Origin of the sequence: Pelagibius sp. CAU 1746 (genome assembly GCF_039839785.1) — a bacterium.
Taxonomy (GTDB): domain Bacteria; phylum Pseudomonadota; class Alphaproteobacteria; order Kiloniellales; family Kiloniellaceae; genus Pelagibius.
The window spans coordinates 2,411,745-2,432,006 of record NZ_JBDOQT010000001.1 but is presented as its reverse complement, the minus strand read 5'-3'; the positions used below and the strand labels follow the sequence as shown (position 1 = coordinate 2,432,006).

Below are 20,262 nucleotides of genomic sequence, written 5' to 3'. Positions count from 1 at the left end.
CGACCGAAAGGCCGCCTCAGGCTTCGTGAATTATCTCGAAGCCGCCATAGACGAGACGCTTGCCGTCGAAGGGCATGGGGTTGCTGTCCTGCTGCATGCGCGGATCCTCCATGGCTTTCCGCATGGCGGCGTCCCTGACCTCGCGCGAGGGCCAGAGGATCCAGCCGAAGACCACCCCTTCTCCCTCCTTGCGCTGGACCGCCAGGGGAAAGGAGGTCACCTCCCCTTCCGGCACGTCGTTCTCCCAGCAGTCGACCACCTTCAGCGCCCCGAACTCCTTGAAGACCGCCGCCGCCACCGCGGCGTGCTTTCGAAAGGCGTCCCGATTGCCCGTCGGCACCGGCGCAACAAATCCATCCACATAAGCCATCCCATTCTCCTCTAGTTACCGCGGTACGCCCGCTCAAGCGCGGAAATATCGAACTTCTTCATTTGCATGAAGGCCTGCGTCACACGTTCCTTCGCGTCGGAACCGGCATCGCTCAGCATCTCCGTCAACACTCTCGGCACCACCTGCCAACTCACGCCGAAGCGATCTTTCAGCCAGCCGCATTGCTGAGCCGCCGGGTCTCCGCCCTCGCCGAGGTGGTGCCAATAGTGGTCGACCTCTTCCTGACTGTCGCAAAGCACCTGCAGGGACGCCGCCTCGGTGAAGGTGAACGTATGGTCGAGGGCGCTATCCATGGCGCGCAGCTCCTGCCCGGCGAGGAAAAAGATGCCGTGCTTCACGCTGCCTTCGGCATTGGGCGCCTCCCCCGCCTCGTAGCGGGCGACGCTCTCGATGCGCGAGTCCGGAAAGATCGAGCCGTAAAGGGTCATGGCTTCCTCGGCCCTACCGCATTGGCGGCCGACGAAAAGCAATGAGGGGGCGATCGTGTGATCCCGGGGCGCTGAGTTGACCTGCCAGGAAAAGCCGTAACGGTCCTTGATCCAGCCGTAGCCCGCGCTGAACGGATAGGCCTGGAAAGGCATCATGACCTCGCCGCCCTGCGCCAGGCCGGTGAAGAGCGCCTCAGCCTCCTCCACGCCGCCGCAGTTGACGAAGAAAGAAAAGGAAGGGGTAAAGCGGAACTGCGGACCGCCGTTCAGGGCGGTTACTTCCTGACCGCCGAGGCGGAACGTCACCGTCATGGCAGAACCTTCGGCGCGGCCGGTAGCCTCGGCGATCCGCTTCGAGTAGCGGCAAATCTCGCCGAGGGCGGAATCGGCGAACAGACCGGCATAGGTCTTTGCCGCATCCTCCGCCTGATCGTCGAACCACAGGAAAGGCATGACCTTCCGCTTTGTTTCCATGGAACAGACACCTCCTGTTTGCAGCAGCCTTCATCGGCAATCTTGGCGATTGACTTTTAGGTTGATATCAACATATTTAAGTCATGTCAAACAGCGGCCCTGTGTCAAAAAGCGAAGTCGTCTCGCGGGAGACGACGCTGCATGTCCGCGACGCTTGTCTCTGCCTGCACGTGCAGCGTGCAGCGCGCGCTTTGGCCCGGCGCTTCGACACCGTTTTTCGGCCCCTGGGCATCACCAACGGCCAGTTTTCGCTGATGATGTCTCTGAACCGCCCGGTGGCGCCGGGCAACGGGGAAGTGGCGGCCCTTCTCGCCATGGACCGCACCACGCTGACCGCCGCTCTGAAACCCCTGGAACGACGCGGCCTGGTGACGGTCAGGCCCAATCCCGAGGACCGCCGTGGCCGGGTCCTGTCGCTGACGGCGAAGGGCCGGAAGCTGCTGGCGCAGGCGGTGCCGATCTGGACCGAGACACATGCGGCGGTGGAAGCGGAGATCGCCGAGTTCGGGCCGGACCGGCTGCGCCGGTCGCTTCAGGCTCTTTCGGGACTTGGCGGCAAGGCCGGCCCGGAATAGCCCGCTCATAGCCCGCTCAAGGCCGGCAGCCTGCTCCTCGCCCCTGCGCTTTTTCCGGAGGCTCTTGACGGCCGGCCGCCGTCACTCCTCGTCTTCCGGCAGGACCAGCTCGTCGGGGATCTCGGGCAGGCCGTGGCGTTGCTCGCGGCGATGCTGCAGCGCCGCCAGGGGAATGCTCACCAGATAGGCCAGCGTGATGAGGGAAACCGTGATCCAGGTTTCGCCGATCAGCAAGGCCACAAAGATCACCATGCCGACCATGGCGATGAGCCGTTGCGGCGCTTTGAGCTTCAGGCGCTTGGCCGAGAATGTCGGCACCCGGCTGACCATGAGGATGGCCACGCCCAGCAGAGTCAGCACGCTGACCACGTCGCTGCGCAACACCAAGTCGCCCAGAACGAAACTCAGCACCAGCGGCAGCAGCGCCAGTGCGGCGGCAGCCGGGGCCGGCACGCCGACGAAGTAGCGCGAGGCCAGCGGCGTCGAGGTCTCCTCCACCAGCGCGGTGTTGAAGCGCGCCAGGCGCAGGGCGCAGCAAGCCGCGTAGACCAGGCAGGCGGCCCAGCCGATGCCGCCGGCGTCCGACAGTGTCCAGAGATAGATCATCACCGCGGGGGTGACACCGAAGGCGATCACATCCGAGAGCGAATCGAGCTGAGCGCCCAATTCGCTGGTCGCTCCCATGAGGCGGGCGATACGGCCGTCCAGGCCGTCCAGCAGCATGGCCACCAACACCGCCACCACCGCCACTTCCCAACGGTCCTGGAGGGCGAAGCGGATCGCCGTCAGTCCGGAGCAGAGCGCCAGCAGCGTCAGCGCGTTGGGAATCATCCGGTTGATCGACAGGGCCGTCACCCGTCGGCGGCGGAAGCGCGTCATGCGGCCGCTCCCCCTAGCGTTCCTCGCCCTGCCGGGCGGGTTCGCCGGACTGCAGATCGGCGAGGACCGTCTCTCCGGCCACCGTCGTCTGGTAGGGCACGACCAAGGGCGCCACGCCTTCCGGCAGGAACACGTCCATGCGGCTGCCGAAGCGGATCAGGCCGAAGACCTGGCCGGCGCGCACGGGCTCCCCGGCTTTCAGCTCGCAGACGATGCGCCGGGCCACCAGACCCGCGATCTGGATGAAGCCCAGGTCGACGCCGTCGTAGGTGGTGACCTTCACCGACATGCGCTCGTTGTCCTCGGAGGCCTTGTCCAGCGAGGCGTTGAGGAACTTGCCGGGACGGTAGGACAGCGCCGTGACCGTGCCGTCCAGCGGCACCCGGTTGATGTGGACGTTGAAGACGTTGAGAAAGATGGAGATCCGGGTCAGCGGCTCGTCGCCCAGTTCCAGTTCTGGCGGCGGCACCGCGCGCTCGATTGGCAGGACCATGCCGTCGGCGGGCGCGATGACCAGCCCGACCCGCGTCGGCGTCACGCGCGGCGGATCGCGGAAGAAATAGGCGCAATAGGCCGCGGCCAGCAGGCCGAGCCAAAACAGGGGCTCCCAGAGCAGGCCCAGCAGCACGGCGGCCGCCAGGGCTACTCCGATGAAGGGCCAGCCGGCCCGGTGGATCGGCACCAGAACGCTTCGAAACACGCGGTTATCCTGTCTGCTGAGGCGAATCGGCTAAACCCTACTAGAACATGGCGGGCTGGGCCAAGCAGTCGAAAAATAGCCCCCCGGCGATACTTTACCGAACCTTAAAGCCTGCCATGCTAACCAACTCCTTCTACTTTAAGGGGAGCATGCACGTTGGACGACAAGGGGATCGAGGCCCGCGATTCGGCCGGCGCCCCGGGGTCAGAAATCCCTGATTCCGGCATAGCGGCCACCGAGGAGCACTCCGCCAAGTCGGCCGTCAAGCAGGTCGCCGAGACGTCCCTGCCCCTCGAGGTCGGCAGCGTCGTCCTGGGCGAGGACGGCCATATCCGCCATTTCGACGAAGACCGCCCCCTCCACTTCCGCTTCTCGGCCTGCGGCATCGACTTCGAAGCCGACCTGGCCAGCAAAGCTGCTCCCCTGCGCCTGCGCGCCAACCTCGGCAAGCTGCCCTTCAGCGCGGAATCGCCCGACGGCCGCCGCCTCGCCCGCACGGTAATGGCGGCCACGGATCGGCTGCGCCGCGGCCACATTCTGCTGTCCGAGGATCAGGATATGGTGTTGGAAGGGGAACTGAACCCGCCGAGCCCGCGGACGCCAGTTGCGGTCATCGCCACGGCGGTCGCGCTGATCATCGACTTCAAGCCCTATCTCGATTTGCTCGGTGAAGCCGTCGCACTGCGCCGCCCGCCGCCGATGCTGCCGGGCGAAGAAGCCGCCGCCCCGGCGGAGGCGTGAGCCCTCCGGGAAGCCTCAGTTGGTCTTGGGAACCTCGAAGACCTGACCTGGATAGATCAGGTCGGGGTCGCGGATCTGGCCCTTGTTCGCCTGGTAGATCACCGTGTAGCGGATACCCGAGCCGTAGGTGCGCCGCGCGATGCGCCACAGAGAGTTGCCCGGCTGCACGATGACGAAGTCTTCGTCCGCCGCCGCCACCCGCACCGCCTCGCGCGAGAAGGGCGTCTCCACGCGGGCCTGTACGCCGCCGTCCGGGCCCACCTGATCGACCCGCAGGTTGTGCAGCCCTTCGGCGACCGGCTGCTCCGGCGCGTGGGCCCAGCGGCCTTCGGGACCGGCGACCGCCTCTCCCACCAACCGGTTGTCGAGATAGACCCGCAGCCGCGACCCCGGAACCGCCCGCCCTCCGACCGTCATGCGGCCGGTTTCGTCATAGTCGACGCTGTCGAGCACCAAATCGCCGGCGGCGATACCGTCTTCTGCCTCCGGGGCTTGCGGCAACACCTTGCTCGCGCCCTGGCCTTGGCGCGGCGTCAAGACCGCCAGCACTTGATCCCGTGCCTTGGGCTCCCGGGATGCCGCAGCGCTTTCCTCTTCCTTGGCGGCTTCGGGCACGACGACCACCACCACTTCCTCGGACAGGCGGGTCTCGCCTTCGCCGTCCTGCGCCTCGATGCCGATCTCGTGGCTGCCGGGCGCCAGCGGCGTTTCGGCGACGATGGCCCATGAGCCGCTGCCGTCGGCGCGCGCGCGGCCGAGAGACTGACCGTCCTCGGTGGTCACGTTCACTTCACTGTCCGGCTTGGCCCGGCCGGCGATTACCGTCTCGCCGGTCTTCTCCACCCGGACCACGTCAAAGCTGGGAGCCTCGGAGTCTTCACCGTCCCGCGCGGCCGGGGTCTCGGCGCCCTGCGCCGTCGACGGATCGCGCGGCTTCACCCGCACGACCGGCGAGGCAGGCTGCGGCCCGCCGGAAGCGGCGGGCGCCACGGCGGTTTCGGCTGCTGGGTTTGAAGACGGCGCGGGAGGCGCCGGCGGCGGCGCTGTCTCTTCCTGCGGCGCGGCGCTCTCGGCCACGACGGGCGGTGCCTCCTCCTCCATTGCGAAGAAGAAGAACCCGAGAACGGCAGCCGCAACGATGACGGCTGCGCCGATGGCAATAAGAACTCGCTGCAAACGCCTAGCCTCCACACCCCCGCAAAACAGCCTAGTACGCGGGCCGGTCCGGCGCAATGCCGTCAGAGGTTGCTTCAGGGTGTAGGAAGAGGCTTTAAGTCTTTGAGATATCGCGATATTGCAGCGAGGTCTTCGTCCGTAAGCTGGCTCGTCGCGTTGTCGATCACCTCCCCCATGGAGTCGCCGAGGAAGTCACCGTCCGGCGTGATCCCGCTTTTCAGAGCATAGGCGATGTCCGATTCGCTCCAATCCCCCAGACCGCCCGGCCCCGGTGTCAGGTTCGGCACCTTGCCGCCCTCGGGCCCCTGGGGATTGCCGGCCAGTTCCTGCGTGGCATCCACCGCGCCCAGGAAGCCGCGCGGGCTGTGGCATTCGCCGCAATGACCGAGATTGCGCACCAAGTAGGCGCCGCGGTTCCACTGCGCGTCCTTCCCAGCCACCGGCTGGAAGCTGCCCGCCTGGAAGAACATCGCCTTCCAGATGCCCAGCGTGAAGCGCATGTTGTAGGGGAAGTCCAGCTCGTGCGCGCGGTTCGCCCGCGCCACCGGCGGCTGGGTCAGCAGATAGGCGAAGAGGTCGCGCATGTCCTGGTCGGTCATGCCGCTGTACGACGTATAGGGAAAGGACGGATAGTAGGGATCGCCCTGCGGCGAAACCCCGTGACGCAAAGCGTTGACGAAATCCGCCTCGCTCCAGGCACCGATGCCGGTCGCCGGATCCGGCGTGATGTTGGGGCTGTAGAACGTGCCGAAGGGCGTCTTGAGAGCCAGTCCGCCGGCAAGCGGCGCGCCACCGCCCTTGCTGTCGGTGTGGCAGGCCAGGCAACCGGCAGCCTTGAAGACATAGGCGCCGCGCGCGACGGCGGGATCGGCCAATTCCTCCGCGGTCGTCGCCTCGCCGCCCTGCGCCTGCGCCGCCGCCGGGGCCGTCAGCAGCGCCGCCAGGGCGACGCCCCCGGCCCGCAAAGTCGCTGCTATCACACTGAACTTCGACATCGGTGCTCCCGGGTGCGGGACGAGCTTTCACGCTGGACCGGTACCGTGAGGACAATCACGGACGCGCGGCCCGGGGGCGAACCCACGGGCCGCGGACCGAATAAGGCTCCTGGAGCCGATAGAGCTGCGGTGAGGCCCGGCTATTCCACTTTCGGGCCGCGGAAGTCCTGGTGGCAGCCGCCGCAGCCGTTCTTGCCCATGTCGCCGAAGGCGGTCTGGATGGCACCGGACTCACCGCCGGCAAAGGCCGTCACCAGCATCGCGCTCTTCGCCTTGAGGGTTTCGGCATCTTCCACGAAGCCGTCCCAGTTCAGCCAGATCTCCGGCTTGCTGCGGTTCTTGCCGACGGCGTCCATTTCAGCCAGGGACGCCTCGGTCTCGAAGGCAGCCGGGATTTCTTGCGCCAGTTCGCCAATCTTGGCCGCCGCCGCCTGGGCTTCGGTCGCCGTGCCCTTGGATTCCTTGAGGAAGTCCGCGATGGTCTTCATGTTGCCGCCGATGGATTTCATGAGTTCCTGGCGCTCCTTCACCACCGCCGTCCGGTCTGCGCTGGCCAGCTGCGCACCGACGTCCGCGGACGCCTGCGTCATCGAACCAGCGCCCAGAATAACCCCGGCGGCGAGGGCGACTGACCCGGCAGCCGCGAAGAGAGTGCTTCGTTTCATTTGACCCGCTCCTTCCTTGTTTACGCCTCCGTGCGGTCTGCACCGGGGCATATCTGTTGTCTAAGGCTTCTCAGCGCGCCAATCCGAGCGGCAATCGGACGCTGCCCCGAGACGACCTGATGTGGATGGGAATGACAGGCCTGTGCTACAAGGCGAACACGATGAAGTGACGCGCCTAGAACACTACTGAAACAGCGCACAATTTCAACGCCGCCCTTCCGGGGGGCCGGCCGATAACGAGTTTGTGATCATGGATATTCAAGCGCTTTGCGTCTATTGCGGCTCCGCCAGCAAGGTCCGCGAAAGCCACCTGCAGGCGGCGCGGGAACTGGGCGGCCTGGCCGCGCAAGCCGGAGTAGCCATCGTTTACGGCGGCGGCAGGGTCGGCATGATGGGCGCCGTCGCCGCGGGCGCGATGGAGGGCGGCGGCCATGTCGTCGGCATCATCCCGGAGCACCTGGAGGCCCTGGAAGCCGGCAACCGCGACACGGCGGAATACCATGTGGTCGACTCGATGCATGCGCGCAAACAGTTGATGGCCGAGCGCTCCGACGCATTCTGCGCCCTGCCCGGCGGCTTCGGCACGCTGGACGAGACCTTCGAAATCATCACCTGGCGCCAGCTCAAGCTGCACGACAAGCCGGTCATCCTGGTCAATCTGGACGGCTACTGGGATCCCTTGCTGCGCCTCGTCGATCATCAGGTCGCCGAGGGTTACCTGCGCGGCGACCCGGCCGACCTCTTCCTCGTCGTCGACCGGATCGATCAGGTTCTGGAGACCGCCGCCAAGGCCCCCCGTCCCGCCCTGCCCGACAAGATCGAGCGCATGTAGCCGCCCGCGGCACGGCCCAGCGGCGCCCGTCCCGGGCCAGGTCCCGCCCCCAGAAAACCCCTTGGGGCGCCGCTCGCAGCGCCGATTTTCGGCCCTGCCCCGCCCCCTATCTTGCAAGGTCGCCGGAGCCTGCTATCTTGCGCCGCAAAAATCCGCCCAGGGCAGCACGCCCGGGCCGGTCTGGTCAGCACTCCCGGAGGAAAAAGATGGGGAAAATCAAGGTCAAAAACCCGATTGTCGAGCTCGACGGCGACGAGATGACGCGGATCATCTGGGCGAAGATCAAAGAGAAGCTGATCCTCCCCTACCTGGACGTCGACCTGAAGTACTATGACCTCTCGGTCGAAAAGCGCGACGAGACGGACGACCAGATCACCATCGACGCCGCCGAGGCGATCAAGGAACACCGGGTCGGAGTGAAGTGCGCGACCATCACGCCGGACGAGGCCCGGGTCGAGGAGTTCGGCCTCAAGAAGATGTGGCGCTCGCCCAACGGCACCCTGCGCAACATCATCGGCGGCACCATTTTCCGCCAGCCGATCATCATGCAGAACGTGCCGCGCCTGGTGCCGGGCTGGACCCAGCCCATCGTCATCGGCCGCCACGCCTTCGGCGACCAGTACCGCGCCACCGACTTCAAGGTGCCGGGCCCCGGCAAGCTGACCATGACCTTCCAGCCGGCCGATGGCGGCGAGGCCACCACCTACGACATCTTCGACTTCCCCGAAGCCGGCGTCGCCATGGGCATGTACAATCTGGACGAGTCGATCCGCGGCTTCGCCCGGGCCTGCCTGAACTACGGCCTCAATCTCGGCTGGCCGGTCTATCTCTCGACCAAGAACACCATCCTCAAAGTCTACGACGGCCGCTTCAAGGACATCTTCCAGGAGACCTACGACCAGGAGTTCAAGAGCGCCTTCGAGGCCAAGGGCATCCACTACGAGCACCGCCTGATCGACGACATGGTCGCCGCGGCAATGAAGTGGTCCGGCGGCTATGTCTGGGCCTGCAAGAACTACGACGGCGACGTACAGTCGGACACCGTGGCCCAGGGCTTCGGTTCGCTGGGCCTCATGACCTCGGTGCTGATGACCCCGGACGGCAAGACCGTCGAGGCCGAGGCCGCGCACGGCACGGTGACCCGCCACTACCGCCTGCACCAGCAGGGCAAGCAGACCTCGACCAACCCCATCGCGTCGATCTTCGCCTGGACCCGCGGCCTGCACTTCCGCGGCGAGTTCGACGGCACGCCGGAGGTGGTGAAGTTTGCCGGCGACCTGGAAAAGGTCTGCATCGACACCGTCGAGTCCGGCTCCATGACCAAGGATCTGGCGCTGCTCATCAGCCCGGAGCAGAAGTGGCTGACCACCGACGAATTCATGGACAAGCTGGACGAAAACCTCCAGAAGGCCATGGGCTAAACCCAGTTAGGGAGTTCCCCGCATGAAATCCCTTTTGTCTCTCATTGCTATCGGACTACTTGCCATGACCATCGAAGCCAGCGACGCCAGCGCCGCGCCGGACCCCGAGAACGTGCTGGTCATGGAGCTGAAGGACGGCATCGTGAAGATCGAGATGCTGCCGGACCTGGCCCCCAAGCACGTCGAACAGATCAAGACGCTGACCCGCCAGGGCTTCTACGACGGCATCGTGTTCCACCGTGTCATCGACGGCTTCATGGCGCAGACCGGCGATCCGACGGGCACCGGGCGCGGCGGTTCGGACCTGCCGGACATTCCGGCCGAGTTCTCCGCCGAGCCCTTCGAGCGCGGCGTGGCCGGCATGGCCCGCAGCCAGCACCCGGACAGCGCCAACAGCCAGTTCTTCATCACCTTCGCCCCGGCGCGCTTCCTGGATCGCCAGTACACAGTCTGGGGCCGCGTCATCGAAGGGATGGAGTACGTGGACATGATCAAGAAGGCGCCGCGCGGCGACCAGAGCGGCACGGTGCGCGACCCGGACAAGATCATCTCCCTGAAGGTCGAGGCCGACACCCAGTAAGCGCGCTGTCCCTGTCCTCGCGGTAACGGCCATGCAGCTCGATGCGGCGGAGATGAACGGGCTGGGCAGCCTCGCTGAGTTGCTGCTCGGCTACGCGCTGGACCTGGCCGCCGGCGTCGTCATCCTGCTGCTCGGCTGGCTCCTGGCCGGCTGGGCCCGCCGCCTGGTGCTGCGCCTGCTCGACCGCACGCCGCACATGGACCGCACCCTGAAGCCGGTCCTGGCCAGCATCGCCCGCTACACGGTGCTGGTTTTCGTCCTGGTGGCGGTCCTTGCCCAATTCGGCGTGCAAACGGCCAGTATCATCGCCCTGCTGGGCGCCGCCGGCATCGCCGTGGGCCTCGCCCTCCAGGGCACCCTCCAGAACATCGCCGCCGGCATGATGCTGCTGTTCCTGCGGCCCTTCCAGGTGGGCGAGTACGTCTCCGCCGACGGCGTCGACGGCACGGTGGAGGAGGTCGGCCTCTTCGTCACCACCATGACCACCTTCGACGGTCTCTACCGCTCGGTCCCCAACGCCAAGCTGTGGAACGCCACCATCACCAACTACGACCGGCTCCCCACGCGGCGCCTGGATATCACCATCGGCGTCAGCTACGACGACAGCATAGAGGCCGCCCGGCGCGTGCTCACGGCGTTGCTGGAAGACGACCGCCGGGTGATGGATGAGCCGGGCCCGCAGGTGCTGGTCGGCGCACTGTCGGACTCTTCGGTGGACCTGATCCTGCGCTGCTGGTGCGCCAAGGGCGACTACTGGCCGCTCGCCTTCGATCTGCGCCAGGCCGCCAAGGAGCGCCTGGAAGCCGAGGGCCTCACCATCCCCTTCCCGCAGCGCGAGGTGCGGGTGGTCGAAGAAGGCAAGCTCTCGGACTGATGCCTTAGGAAGCGGCCAGGGCCGCTTCAATGGCCTCGATGGCCTTGGGGGCCGCCGCGCCGTCGGGGCCGCCGGCCTGGGCCATGTCCGGGCGGCCGCCGCCGCCCTTGCCGCCCAGCGCCGCAGAGCCGACCTTCACCAGGTCGACGGCGCTGGCCTTGCCGGTGGCGTCCTCGGTGACGCCGACCACCAGCGAAGCTTTGCCGTCGTTGACCGCGACCAGCACCACCACGCCGCTGCCGATCTGCTTCTTCAGGTCGTCGGCCAGGGGCTTCAAGTCCTTGGCCGGGATGCCTTCCAGCACCTTGGCGGCGAACTTCAGCCCGGCCACCTCGCGGACGTCCTCGCCGTTGCCGCCGCCTCCACCGCCGGTGGCCAGCTTGCGGCGCAGCTCGCCGGTTTCACGCTCCAGGCGCTTGCGCTCTTCGAGCAGCGCCGAGAGCCGGGCCGGCAGTTCCTCCGGCGCCACTTTCAGCGCCGTCGCGGCATCCTTCAGCAATTGCTCCTGACGCTCGACGTAGCGGCGCGCGGCGTCGCCCACCACCGCCTCGATACGGCGCACGCCGGCGGCCAGGGCCGCCTCGCCGGTGAGCTTGAAGAAGCCGATGTCGCCGGTGCGGCGCACGTGGGTGCCGCCGCACAGCTCGGTCGAATAGGCCTTGCCGTTCTTGGCCGGGTCGGCGCCGCCCATGGAGAGCACGCGCACCTCGCCGCCGTACTTCTCGCCGAACAGCGCCAGCGCGCCGGCCTCGATGGCTTCGTCCGGCGTCATGAAGCGGGTCTCCACCGCGGCGTTCTTGCGGATGCGCGCGTTGACCTCGGCCTCGACGGCCTCGATGTCTTCCGGGGTCAGCGGCTTGGGATGACTGATGTCGAAACGCAGCCGGTCCTCAGCCACCAGGGAGCCCTTCTGGGTCACGTGCTCGCCCAAACGGCGGCGCAGCGCCTCGTGCAGCAGATGGGTCGCCGAATGATGGGCGCGCAGCGCGGCGCGGCGCCGGCCGTCGACGCGCAGTTCCACCGCCTCGCCGACCTTCAGCCTGCCGTGGGTCATCTTGCCGATGTGAACGTGCAGGTCGCCCAGCTTCTTCTGGGTATCGTGCACCTCCATCTCGCCGCCCTCGGCGCTGAACACCGCGCCGTGGTCGCCCTGCTGGCCGCCGGACTCGCCGTAGAAGGGCGTCTGGTTGGCGACCAGCATGACCTCCTGGCCGGCCTCGGCCGTCTCGACTTCTTTTCCATCGGCCACGAGGGCGACGATCTGTCCCTCCGCCTCCTCGGCGTCGTAGCCCAGGAACTCGGAGGCGCCCAGGCGCTCGCGCAACTCGAACCAGAGGGACTCGGTGGCCGCCTCGCCGGAACCGGACCAGGCCTTGCGCGCCGCCGCGCGCTGGCGCTCCATGGCCGCGTCGAAGCCGTCGGTATCGACGCTGCGGCCCTGGCCGCGCAGGATGTCCTGGGTGAGGTCCAGGGGGAAGCCGTAGGTGTCGTAGAGCTTGAAGGCGACCTCGCCGTTGAGCGCCTGGCCGCCGCCCAGCTTGCCGGTCTCCTCCTCCAACAGCTTCAGACCGCGGTCGAGGGTGTCCTTGAAGCGGCTCTCCTCCAGCTTCAGGGTCTCGGTGATGAGGGCAGAGGCGCGGTTCAGCTCCGGAAAGTGAGAGCCCATCATGCCCACCAGGGTCGGCACCAGACGCCACAGCAGCGGGTCCTTGCAGCCCAGCTTGTGGGCATGCCGCATGCCGCGGCGCATGATCCGGCGCAGCACGTAGCCGCGCCCTTCGTTGGAGGGCAGCACCCCGTCGGCGATGAGGAAGGAGCTGGCGCGCAGATGGTCGGCGATCACCCGGTGGGAGACCGCGTGCTCGCCGTCGGCGGCCTGGCCGGCGGCCTCGGCGGAAGCCTCGATGATCGCGCGCAGCAGGTCGGTGTCGTAGTTGTCGTGCTTGCCCTGCAGCACCGCGGCGATACGCTCCAGGCCCATGCCCGTGTCGATCGAGGGGCGCGGCAGTTCGACCCGGGTGTCCTTGTCCTGCTGCTCGAACTGCATGAAGACCAGGTTCCAGATCTCGATAAAGCGGTCGCCGTCCTCGTCGGGACTGCCCGGCGGCCCGCCGGGGATGTGCTCGCCGTGATCGAAGAAGATCTCCGAGCAGGGTCCGCAGGGCCCGGTGTCCCCCATGGCCCAGAAGTTGTCGGAGGTGGGAATGGGAATGATGCGGTCGTCAGGCAGGCCGGCGATCTGCTTCCACAGCTTGGCTGCCTGCTCGTCCTCGGAATAGACCGTGACCAGCAGCTTGTCCTTGGGCAGGCCGTACTCCTTGGTGACCAGGTTCCAGGCCAACTCGATGGCCAGGTCCTTGAAGTAGTCGCCGAAGGAGAAGTTCCCCAGCATCTCGAAGAAGGTGTGATGGCGCGCGGTGTAGCCGACGTTTTCCAGGTCGTTGTGCTTACCCCCGGCGCGCACGCACTTCTGCGAGGTGGTGGCGCGGTCGTAGGGACGCGTCTCGTTGCCGGTGAAAACATTCTTGAACTGGACCATGCCGGCGTTGGTGAACAGCAAAGTCGGATCGTTGCGCGGGACCAGCGGCGAAGACGCCACGATCTCGTGCCCGTTGCGCGCGAAGTAGTCCAGAAAGGCGGAGCGGATTTCGTTACCGGTCGTCATAGCAAATAGATATTATCCCTGCGCTTGCATCGCAAGCTGGAACCCTTCTAGTTTTCATCGCAGCGGACGGGCAAAGCGCGCGAAAGCGCAGCGTTGTAGCGCGCCCCAGGAGGGCTGTCCACCGAAAGGCCAGCCTGCCGGCGGCCCCCCGGCGCACGCGGCGCCCGCCCCGCCGCCCCAAGGATTATCCTGGCAATCGCCGGCCCCGGCCCTTATTTCAGGGGCGCGAGACCAAGGGACACAGCAATGCTCTGGCCAAGCCCCGTCCTCAGGAGTTAGTTTCACTTCATGCCTTTACTCTCTGCTTTTATTCGCCCGATCCGGGCAGCCCTGCCGGCTCGTCCAATCCATCGCCGCGCCGCAGGCCTTGCCGCGGCGGCGGCGCTGAGCATGGGCTTGGCGGGCCCGGCCGCCGCCCAGGTGCAGCTTCAGATCCCCGACCAGCCGGCGCCCCAAGGTCAAGCGCCTCAGGGTCAAGCACCTCAGGGGCAAGCGCCCCAGGGTCAGGCTCCGGCCCTCCAGGCCCCCGCCGGCAGCGGCCCGGCGGTCCCCAGCGCGGCCTCGCAGCCACAGCGCTTCGGCGACTGGGTGCGCCGCTGCACGGCGGATCCGCCGCCGGAAGCCTCGCCGCCGCCGGCCGGCAAGCAGGAGGTCTGTTTCCTGGTACAGCAGGTCGTGGTCCAGAATGCGCAGAAGCCGGTCTTGTCCATCACTATCGGCTTCTTCGGGCCGGAGCACCAATCCCTGGCCATCATCGACACCCAACTGCGGGTGCCGCTGGCCCATGGCATCCGTGTCGGCGTCGATGGCAAGGAAGTCGGCGGCACGCCCTTCGAGTTCTGTCACCAGCAGGGCTGCCGGGCCTTCCTGCCGCTCTCCGCGGAAATCGTGAGCGCCTTCAAGGCGGGGAACAGCGGCGCCGTTCAGATGCGTTCCAGCGGAGGAGAGCCGGTCAACCTGCCGATCTCTCTGAAGGGCTTCACCGCAGGCTTCGGCAGTCTGGAATAACTCCGCTTCCGACGCCGCAAAACTCCCGGCGCATAGAAAAACGGGCCCCTTTTCAGGGGCCCGTTTCGTTTCTCACTCAGCCGGGACCGGCCGCGCCCCGAGCGGGACCGGGCCGGATCTTCAGGAGGCCTCGGCAGCCTCATCGCCGGCGGCGCCTTCGGCTTCCTCTTCCGGACCCTCCAGCATCGCCGCCGAGACCAGCCCGGCATTCGCCCGGACTTTTTGCTCGATCTGCTGAGCGATCTCCGGGTTTTCCTTGAGAAAGGTCTTGGCGTTCTCGCGGCCCTGGCCGATGCGCTGGCCCTCGTAGGAGAACCAGGCGCCGGCCTTGTCGACGATGTTCGCCTGCACACCGAGGTCCAGCAGTTCGCCGGTCTTGGAGATGCCCTCGCCGTAGGTGATGTCGAACTCCACCACCCGGAAGGGCGGCGCCATCTTGTTCTTCACCACCTTCACGCGGGTCTGGTTGCCGACCACCGTGTCGCGGTCCTTGATGGCGCCGATGCGGCGGATGTCGAGGCGCACCGAGGAATAGAACTTCAGCGCGTTGCCGCCGGTCGTGGTCTCCGGGTTGCCGAACATCACGCCGATCTTCATGCGGATCTGGTTGATGAAGATCACCAGGGTGTGCGACTTGGAAATCGACGAGGTCAGCTTGCGCAGCGCCTGGCTCATGAGGCGCGCATGAAGGCCCGGGAGGGAGTCGCCCATCTCGCCTTCCAGCTCGGCGCGCGGCACCAGAGCGGCGACCGAGTCGATCACCAGTACGTCGATGGCGCCGGAACGCACCAGGGTGTCGGCGATCTCCAGCGCCTGCTCTCCGGCATCGGGCTGGGAAATCAGCAGCTCCTCGACATTGACGCCCAGCTTGTTGGCGTAGATCGGGTCGAGGGCGTGCTCGGCATCGACGAAGGCGCAGGTGCCGCCGCCCTTCTGGGCCTCGGCCACCACGTGAAGCGCCAGGGTGGTCTTGCCGGAGCTTTCCGGGCCGTAGATCTCCACGACGCGCCCGCGCGGCAGACCGCCGATGCCCAGGCCGATATCGAGGCCGAGAGAGCCGGTCGAGATCACTTCGGCCTCGACCACCTGGTCGGCGCCGAGCTTCATGATCGAGCCCTTGCCGAAAGCCCGCTCGATCTGCCCCAGGGCCGCGTCCAACGCCTTTTTCTTGTCCACCGTATCTTTCTCCACCAACCGCAAAGCGCTCTGAGCCATGGGCCAAACTCCCTTATGTCATAGGGGTCGAAGGTCTGCAATGAAGTGAGTTTGTACCAAGTTTGTTCTCATGGATGCAAGAGAAAAGCGGATCAAAATGAGAACATTCGATAGAATTGGAGACAAATTACCCTAATTTTCAGACCGGCGGCCTGTTGCGCTGCGGGATCCGTGGAGGCTTCTTCCAGACGGAATCGGGAACTACTCGCCCAGCACTTCCTTCACCTTGCCGGCGAGCTGCTTGAGGCTGAAGGGCTTGGGCAGGAAGTGGATGCCGGTCTCCTCGTCCAGGCGCTTCCTGAAGCTGTCCTCGGCGTAGCCGGAGATGAAGATGACCTTCAGGTCGGGGCGCGTCTGGCGCACCTCCTTGACCAGGCTCGGCCCGTCCAGGCGCGGCATGACCACGTCGGTGACCAGCAGGTCGATGGGGTCGCCCTCGCCTTCCAGGATCTTCAGCGCCGTCTCGCCGGAGTTGGCCTCCAGCACGTTGTAGCCCTTGTTGCGCAGGGCGCGGGCGGAGAAGGCGCGCACCGCGTCCTCGTCCTCGACCAGCAGCAGGGTGCCGGCCCCGGTCAGGTCGCGGCGCTCCTGCGCCTCGGCGTCCTGCAGCGTGGCGGCGACCACCTGCTCGGCCACCTGCGGCAGGAAGATGGCGAAGGTGGTGCCGCCGCCCACCACGCTGTCGACGAAGACGTAGCCACCGGTCTGCTTGACGATGCCATAGACCGTGGAAAGGCCGAGACCGGTGCCGGCGCCGACCTCCTTGGTCGAGAAGAAGGGATCGAAGATGCGGTCCAGGTTCTCCGGCGGAATGCCGATGCCGCTGTCGACCACCTCGATGACCGTGTAGTTGCCCGGCGGCATGGACTCGTCCTTGGACTTGCGCCGCTTCTCGACCTTCTCGTTGCCGGTGCGGATGGTCAGCACGCCGCCTTCGGGCATGGCGTCGCGGGCGTTGACCGCCAGGTTGATGATGACCTGCTCGAGCTGCCCCTGGTCGGCCTTGATCATGCCCAGGTCGCGGCCGTGGCTCATCTTCAGTTCGATGTTCTCGCCGATCAGGCGGCGCAGCAGGTGCGACAGCTCGGCCAGGATGTCGGTCAGGTTCAAGAGGCGCGGCTGAAGCGTCTGCTGGCGCGAGAAGGCCAGAAGCTGGCGCACCAGATTGGCGGCGCGGTTGGCGTTCTGCTTGATCTGCATGATGTCGGCGAAGGACTGGTCGCCGGGGCGGTGGCGCAGCAGCAGCAGGTCGGAGAAGCCGATCATCGCCGTCAGCAGGTTGTTGAAGTCGTGGGCGATACCGCCTGCGAGCTGGCCGACCGCCTGCATCTTCTGCGACTGCGCGAACTGGCGCTCCAGGTTCTTCTGCTCGGTGGAATCGATGAAGTGCACGACGAAGCCCGCGAGCTTGCCGTCGGCGCCCTCGGTACGATTGACGAAGAGGGTGCAGACCGGCCCCTCCTCGCTGGCCAGGTGTACCTCCAGCGGCGGCACCTGGCGCCGCGCCGGCTGCGGTGCTTCCGGTGCCAGCGCGGTCTTCAGCGCCTCGACATCGCCCTTGGCCACCAGGTCGAAGAGCGAGACCGAGCGCAGCGCCTGGGGCTCACGGCCGACCAGGCGGCTGAGGGCATCGTTGCACTCCTGGATCGTGCCGTCGGGGCCGATCAGGGCGATGCCCGCCGGCGCCCGGGCGAAGAGCTGCTCGAAGCGGTACTCCGATTCCTCCAGCGCCGCGGCCATGGCCATCTCACGCGAGAGATCCCGCACCACCGAGCGGGTGCGATGGACCTCACCGTTCTCGTCGGTCACCAGATCCTGGCGGATCGACGCGCGGAACGTCTCGCCCTTGGCATCCTTCAACAACACCTCGCCCTGGGAGGCCCCCGGTACTCCGAAGGGGTCATAGGGCCGCGCGCCCGCGGGCAGCCCCTCGACAACGTCGTGCAAACGCACGCGGCCCAGTTCGAGGTCGTTGTGGGCCACGCCCAGCCACTCGCACAGCGTATGGTTGGCGAAGAGGAAGCGCCCCTCGGCATCGGCCGAGTAGAAGCCGACCGGCGCGTTCTCCAGCAGATCGACGAAGCGCTCCTGCTCCTCGCGCATGATCTGCTCCATCTGGCGGCGCGGCGTGATGTCGTCCACCACCCAGTAGACGTAGCCCGGATGGTCCGGCAGCGGATAGGCGGCAACGAAACGCCAGTCATAGCCGCCGTTGCCATGGCCGTTGGCGGCGGGCACGCGCACTTCGGCCTGCCCCAGCAGGCCGCGCTTGGCCTGTTCGGCGATCGTTTCGATCTGACGGCGCGCTTCCGGTTCGTCGGCGACCTGCTCCAGCAGCATCTCGGGGATCGGCCGCTCGTCGCCGCCGAAGAAGGTGTCGAGCGCGGCGTTGGCGAGAATCGTGCGCCCGGCGGGCGAGACCACCTGCCACGGCTTCGGCACGGCGGCGAAGACGGAAGCGCAGAGGCCGCGGCGGCGCTGCCAGTACCACATGCCGGCCGCCCCTCCCGCCAGACCCAAGAGGCCGCCGATGATGATTTCCACGAGGCTCAGCACCTACAGGCCCCCTCCCGTCCTCAAGTTCCTTGTATAAGCTTCGGAAAAATATCCGCTATTGGTTAATGAAGATTAACCATAGGCACCGAGTCGCGGGCAAGACGAATAGCAAGGCTGCGGATTGAACGCCCAGGTTCCACGGAATTCGGAGAACCGCCGCGCGGCGCGGCGGCACCGCTTCCCGCCTCGGCGTGGGGCAGGCGCATGCTTTACCGCGGAGCGCGGCCGGGCAGGCCCTTCTTCAGGCGCATGACATAGCCGATGATCTCGGCCACCGCCTTGTAGTGCTCGGGCGGAATCTCCTGGTCGATCTCGACGCTGGCGTGCAGCGCGCGGGCCACCGGCGGGTTCTCGACCACCGCCACATCGTTCTCCTCGGCCACCGCGCGGATGCGCAAGGCGACGTTGTCGACGCCCTTGGCCACCACCCGGGGCGCCTCCATGGTCCGCTGGTCGTACTTCAGGGCCACGGCGTAGTGGGTCGGGTTGGTGATCACCACATCGGCTTCCGGCACCGCCGCCATCATGCGCTTGCGCGCGCGCTCGACGCGGATCTGGCGCAGCCGGCTCTTGATCAGCGGATCGCCCTCGGACTGCTTGTGCTCGTCCTTGATCTGCTGCTTGGTCATGCGCAGCTCTTTGTGGTGCATGAAGCGCTGATAGATCACGTCGGCCAGCGCGATGACAGTCATCACCGCCAAAACGCCGACGATCACCTTGGCCGCCTCGGTGCGCACCAGCTCCAGCACGTCCTGCACTTCCATCGTCGGGATGACCAGCACATCGTTGCGGTCCGGCCAGACGATCAGCCACACCACAGATCCCACGATCAGAAGCTTCAGGATGCCCTTCAGGAAGTCGGCCAGCGAGCGGCTGGAGAACATCTTCTTGAAGCCGCGCTTGAAGCCGATGTTGGAGAGCTTCGGCTGGATCTGTTCGGTGGTGACGATGATGCCGTTCTGGATCGTGCCGGCCGCCAGGCCCGCCACCAGGATAATGGCCAGCGGGATGGCGGCAACCTTGAGAATGCCCAGCGCCGTGTCCGTCAGAACGTCGCGCATGCCGCCGTTGTCCAGCACGATCATGTGCGGCTGTTCCAGGAAGGGCCGCAGCAGCGCCCCAATGTCCGACATCAGCAACGGCGAGAAGATGCCGACCACCAGCGCCAGGGCCAGCATCATGAACCAGTGCGAGACCTCCTGCGAACGGGGGACCTGTCCCTTCTCGCGCGCATCGGACAGGCGTTTGCTTGTCGGTTCCTCTGTTTTTTGTGAATCGTCGTCTTCACCGGCCATGCTGACGCATCCTCAGTTAAGGCCCGCGAAGGGCAGCATGACGTCCTGGAAACCGGAGATAAACCAGCCGATAAGCGTCGGCAGGGCGATCATCAGGATGCCCATGCCGATCAGGATCTGCAGCGGGATGGCGATGAAGAAGACCTGCATCTGCGGCATGAGGCGGGACAGCAGGCCAAGACCCAGATTGAAGATCAAGCCCACGGCGATGAAGGGCGAGGCGATCTGGAATCCCAGCAGGAAGGCCCGCGCCACACCGCGGGTGATCATCTGCGAGATATCTCCGACCAGGATCGACTGGCCGGGCACAAACAGCTCGTAGCTCTCGATGACGCCGCGCAGCAGCAGGTGATGCAGGTCCAGAATGATGATGATCAGCAGGGCCAGGGTCGAGAGAAACGATCCGGCGATGGACCCCTGCTGGGCTGCCGTTGGGTCGTTGGTCAAGGCATTGGCCAGTCCCGTCACCGTGGCGATCATCATGCCTCCGGTGGACAGCGCGGCCATGAGGACGCGCGCCAAGGAACCCAGGAAAAGGCCGATGAAGGCCTCGCCCAGGATCAGCAGGAACATCGCCATGGCGCTGTCGGGCAGCGCCGGGATAACGCCCTGCGGCAGGACCGGCTGGACCACCACCGTCACGGTCAGCGCCAGGATCAGGCGGATGCGCGGCGAGATATAGCTCTCGCCGAAGCCGGGCATCAGCATCAGGGCGCTGCCCAAGCGCACGAAGACCAGCAATAGAGCGAAAGCTTGATTGGGAAGCAATTCGGCCAGCATGGGCGGCGCTCC

The 20,262-nt window shown here is 66.5% G+C and carries 19 protein-coding genes; 7 read left to right on the top strand and 12 right to left on the bottom strand.

The features are described 5' to 3' along the window. Positions 1-16 precede the first annotated feature (16 nt). Positions 17-370 (bottom strand): DUF1428 domain-containing protein, encoded by a 354-nt coding sequence (locus AAFN88_RS11535; protein ID WP_347520457.1) that lies wholly within the window; start codon positions 368-370, stop codon positions 17-19. An 11-nt stretch (positions 371-381) separates the two neighbouring features. Then, entirely contained in the window at positions 382-1,293 is a 912-nt protein-coding gene (locus AAFN88_RS11530) for a VOC family protein (protein WP_347520456.1), read from the bottom strand. Between the two features lie 101 nt (positions 1,294-1,394). Between AAFN88_RS11530 and AAFN88_RS11525 the strand changes: the two genes are divergently transcribed. Further along, positions 1,395-1,868: a MarR family winged helix-turn-helix transcriptional regulator gene (locus AAFN88_RS11525; protein WP_347520455.1), complete on the top strand. Its 474-nt coding sequence runs from the start codon at positions 1,395-1,397 to the stop codon at positions 1,866-1,868. 81 nt (positions 1,869-1,949) lie between these two features. Here the strand turns inward: AAFN88_RS11525 and pssA are convergent, their stop codons facing one another. Together pssA and AAFN88_RS11515 are read right to left on the bottom strand one after the other, a co-directional pair. Then, a complete protein-coding gene (gene pssA, locus AAFN88_RS11520; protein ID WP_347520454.1) occupies positions 1,950-2,747 on the bottom strand; it encodes a CDP-diacylglycerol--serine O-phosphatidyltransferase in 798 nt (265 codons plus the stop codon). Positions 2,748-2,760: 13 nt separating this feature from the next. Then, positions 2,761-3,447, bottom strand: a complete 687-nt coding sequence (locus AAFN88_RS11515; protein WP_347520453.1) for a phosphatidylserine decarboxylase — start codon at positions 3,445-3,447, stop codon at positions 2,761-2,763. Between the two features lie 156 nt (positions 3,448-3,603). Here AAFN88_RS11515 and AAFN88_RS11510 point away from each other — a divergent pair, with 156 nt between their 5' ends. Beyond that, positions 3,604-4,188, top strand: coding sequence for a hypothetical protein (locus tag AAFN88_RS11510; protein ID WP_347520452.1), 585 nt, complete (start codon positions 3,604-3,606; stop codon positions 4,186-4,188). Positions 4,189-4,203: 15 nt separating this feature from the next. On the opposite strand, the gene AAFN88_RS11505 is transcribed toward AAFN88_RS11510, so the two are convergent. The 3 genes from AAFN88_RS11505 to AAFN88_RS11495 form a co-directional block, all read right to left on the bottom strand. After that, positions 4,204-5,364, bottom strand: coding sequence for an Ig-like domain-containing protein (locus AAFN88_RS11505; protein WP_347520451.1), 1,161 nt, complete (start codon positions 5,362-5,364; stop codon positions 4,204-4,206). A gap of 74 nt (positions 5,365-5,438) precedes the next feature. Beyond that, positions 5,439-6,359, bottom strand: a complete 921-nt coding sequence (locus AAFN88_RS11500) for a cytochrome c (RefSeq protein ID WP_347520450.1) — start codon at positions 6,357-6,359, stop codon at positions 5,439-5,441. A 140-nt stretch (positions 6,360-6,499) separates the two neighbouring features. Continuing rightward, a complete protein-coding gene (locus tag AAFN88_RS11495; RefSeq protein ID WP_347520449.1) occupies positions 6,500-7,024 on the bottom strand; it encodes a cytochrome c in 525 nt (174 codons plus the stop codon). A 250-nt stretch (positions 7,025-7,274) separates the two neighbouring features. Here AAFN88_RS11495 and AAFN88_RS11490 point away from each other — a divergent pair, with 250 nt between their 5' ends. The 4 genes from AAFN88_RS11490 (at position 7,275) to AAFN88_RS11475 (ending at position 10,731) form a co-directional block, all read left to right on the top strand. Continuing rightward, on the top strand, positions 7,275-7,856 hold the full coding sequence (locus AAFN88_RS11490; protein ID WP_347520448.1) for a TIGR00730 family Rossman fold protein: 582 nt from the start codon (positions 7,275-7,277) through the stop codon (positions 7,854-7,856). Between the two features lie 206 nt (positions 7,857-8,062). Next, the gene (locus AAFN88_RS11485) at positions 8,063-9,277 is read left to right on the top strand and encodes an NADP-dependent isocitrate dehydrogenase (RefSeq protein ID WP_347520447.1); all 1,215 of its coding nucleotides are present in this window, start codon (positions 8,063-8,065) and stop codon (positions 9,275-9,277) included. Between the two features lie 22 nt (positions 9,278-9,299). Beyond that, complete coding sequence (locus AAFN88_RS11480) at positions 9,300-9,857, top strand: peptidylprolyl isomerase (RefSeq protein WP_347520446.1); 558 nt, start codon at positions 9,300-9,302, stop codon at positions 9,855-9,857. 31 nt (positions 9,858-9,888) lie between these two features. Continuing rightward, entirely contained in the window at positions 9,889-10,731 is an 843-nt protein-coding gene (locus tag AAFN88_RS11475; RefSeq protein ID WP_347520445.1) for a mechanosensitive ion channel domain-containing protein, read from the top strand. Between the two features lie 4 nt (positions 10,732-10,735). Here the strand turns inward: AAFN88_RS11475 and alaS are convergent, their stop codons facing one another. Further along, the gene (gene alaS, locus AAFN88_RS11470) at positions 10,736-13,396 is read right to left on the bottom strand and encodes an alanine--tRNA ligase (protein WP_347520444.1); all 2,661 of its coding nucleotides are present in this window, start codon (positions 13,394-13,396) and stop codon (positions 10,736-10,738) included. A 390-nt stretch (positions 13,397-13,786) separates the two neighbouring features. On the opposite strand from alaS, the gene AAFN88_RS11465 reads away from it, so the two are divergent. After that, positions 13,787-14,404 (top strand): invasion associated locus B family protein, encoded by a 618-nt coding sequence (locus AAFN88_RS11465; RefSeq protein WP_347520443.1) that lies wholly within the window; start codon positions 13,787-13,789, stop codon positions 14,402-14,404. Positions 14,405-14,524: 120 nt separating this feature from the next. On the opposite strand, the gene recA is transcribed toward AAFN88_RS11465, so the two are convergent. From recA to fliR, 4 genes are all read right to left on the bottom strand, one after another. Further along, the gene (recA, locus tag AAFN88_RS11460) at positions 14,525-15,619 is read right to left on the bottom strand and encodes a recombinase RecA (RefSeq protein ID WP_347520442.1); all 1,095 of its coding nucleotides are present in this window, start codon (positions 15,617-15,619) and stop codon (positions 14,525-14,527) included. A 201-nt stretch (positions 15,620-15,820) separates the two neighbouring features. After that, on the bottom strand, positions 15,821-18,175 hold the full coding sequence (locus AAFN88_RS11455; protein ID WP_347520441.1) for an ATP-binding protein: 2,355 nt from the start codon (positions 18,173-18,175) through the stop codon (positions 15,821-15,823). A 209-nt stretch (positions 18,176-18,384) separates the two neighbouring features. Beyond that, on the bottom strand, positions 18,385-19,470 hold the full coding sequence (gene flhB, locus AAFN88_RS11450; protein ID WP_347520440.1) for a flagellar biosynthesis protein FlhB: 1,086 nt from the start codon (positions 19,468-19,470) through the stop codon (positions 18,385-18,387). A 12-nt stretch (positions 19,471-19,482) separates the two neighbouring features. Beyond that, a complete protein-coding gene (gene fliR, locus AAFN88_RS11445) occupies positions 19,483-20,250 on the bottom strand; it encodes a flagellar biosynthetic protein FliR (RefSeq protein WP_347520439.1) in 768 nt (255 codons plus the stop codon). Positions 20,251-20,262: the final 12 nt, after the last annotated feature.

What these genes read in the sequence shown, in the direction of transcription:
- AAFN88_RS11485 (WP_347520447.1), top strand. Translation starts at nt 8,063, where the DNA reads ATGGGGAAAATCAAGGTCAAAAACCCGATTGTCGAGCTCGACGGCGAC.
- AAFN88_RS11530 (WP_347520456.1), bottom strand. Translation starts at nt 1,293, where the DNA reads ATGGAAACAAAGCGGAAGGTCATGCCTTTCCTGTGGTTCGACGATCAG.
- AAFN88_RS11480 (WP_347520446.1), top strand. Translation starts at nt 9,300, where the DNA reads ATGAAATCCCTTTTGTCTCTCATTGCTATCGGACTACTTGCCATGACC.
- AAFN88_RS11465 (WP_347520443.1), top strand. Translation starts at nt 13,787, where the DNA reads ATGGGCTTGGCGGGCCCGGCCGCCGCCCAGGTGCAGCTTCAGATCCCC.
- alaS (WP_347520444.1), bottom strand. Translation starts at nt 13,396, where the DNA reads ATGACGACCGGTAACGAAATCCGCTCCGCCTTTCTGGACTACTTCGCG.
- pssA (WP_347520454.1), bottom strand. Translation starts at nt 2,747, where the DNA reads ATGACGCGCTTCCGCCGCCGACGGGTGACGGCCCTGTCGATCAACCGG.
- AAFN88_RS11475 (WP_347520445.1), top strand. Translation starts at nt 9,889, where the DNA reads ATGCAGCTCGATGCGGCGGAGATGAACGGGCTGGGCAGCCTCGCTGAG.
- AAFN88_RS11495 (WP_347520449.1), bottom strand. Translation starts at nt 7,024, where the DNA reads ATGAAACGAAGCACTCTCTTCGCGGCTGCCGGGTCAGTCGCCCTCGCC.
- flhB (WP_347520440.1), bottom strand. Translation starts at nt 19,470, where the DNA reads ATGGCCGGTGAAGACGACGATTCACAAAAAACAGAGGAACCGACAAGC.
- AAFN88_RS11490 (WP_347520448.1), top strand. Translation starts at nt 7,275, where the DNA reads ATGGATATTCAAGCGCTTTGCGTCTATTGCGGCTCCGCCAGCAAGGTC.
- AAFN88_RS11535 (WP_347520457.1), bottom strand. Translation starts at nt 370, where the DNA reads ATGGCTTATGTGGATGGATTTGTTGCGCCGGTGCCGACGGGCAATCGG.
- recA (WP_347520442.1), bottom strand. Translation starts at nt 15,619, where the DNA reads ATGGCTCAGAGCGCTTTGCGGTTGGTGGAGAAAGATACGGTGGACAAG.
- fliR (WP_347520439.1), bottom strand. Translation starts at nt 20,250, where the DNA reads ATGCTGGCCGAATTGCTTCCCAATCAAGCTTTCGCTCTATTGCTGGTC.
- AAFN88_RS11500 (WP_347520450.1), bottom strand. Translation starts at nt 6,359, where the DNA reads ATGTCGAAGTTCAGTGTGATAGCAGCGACTTTGCGGGCCGGGGGCGTC.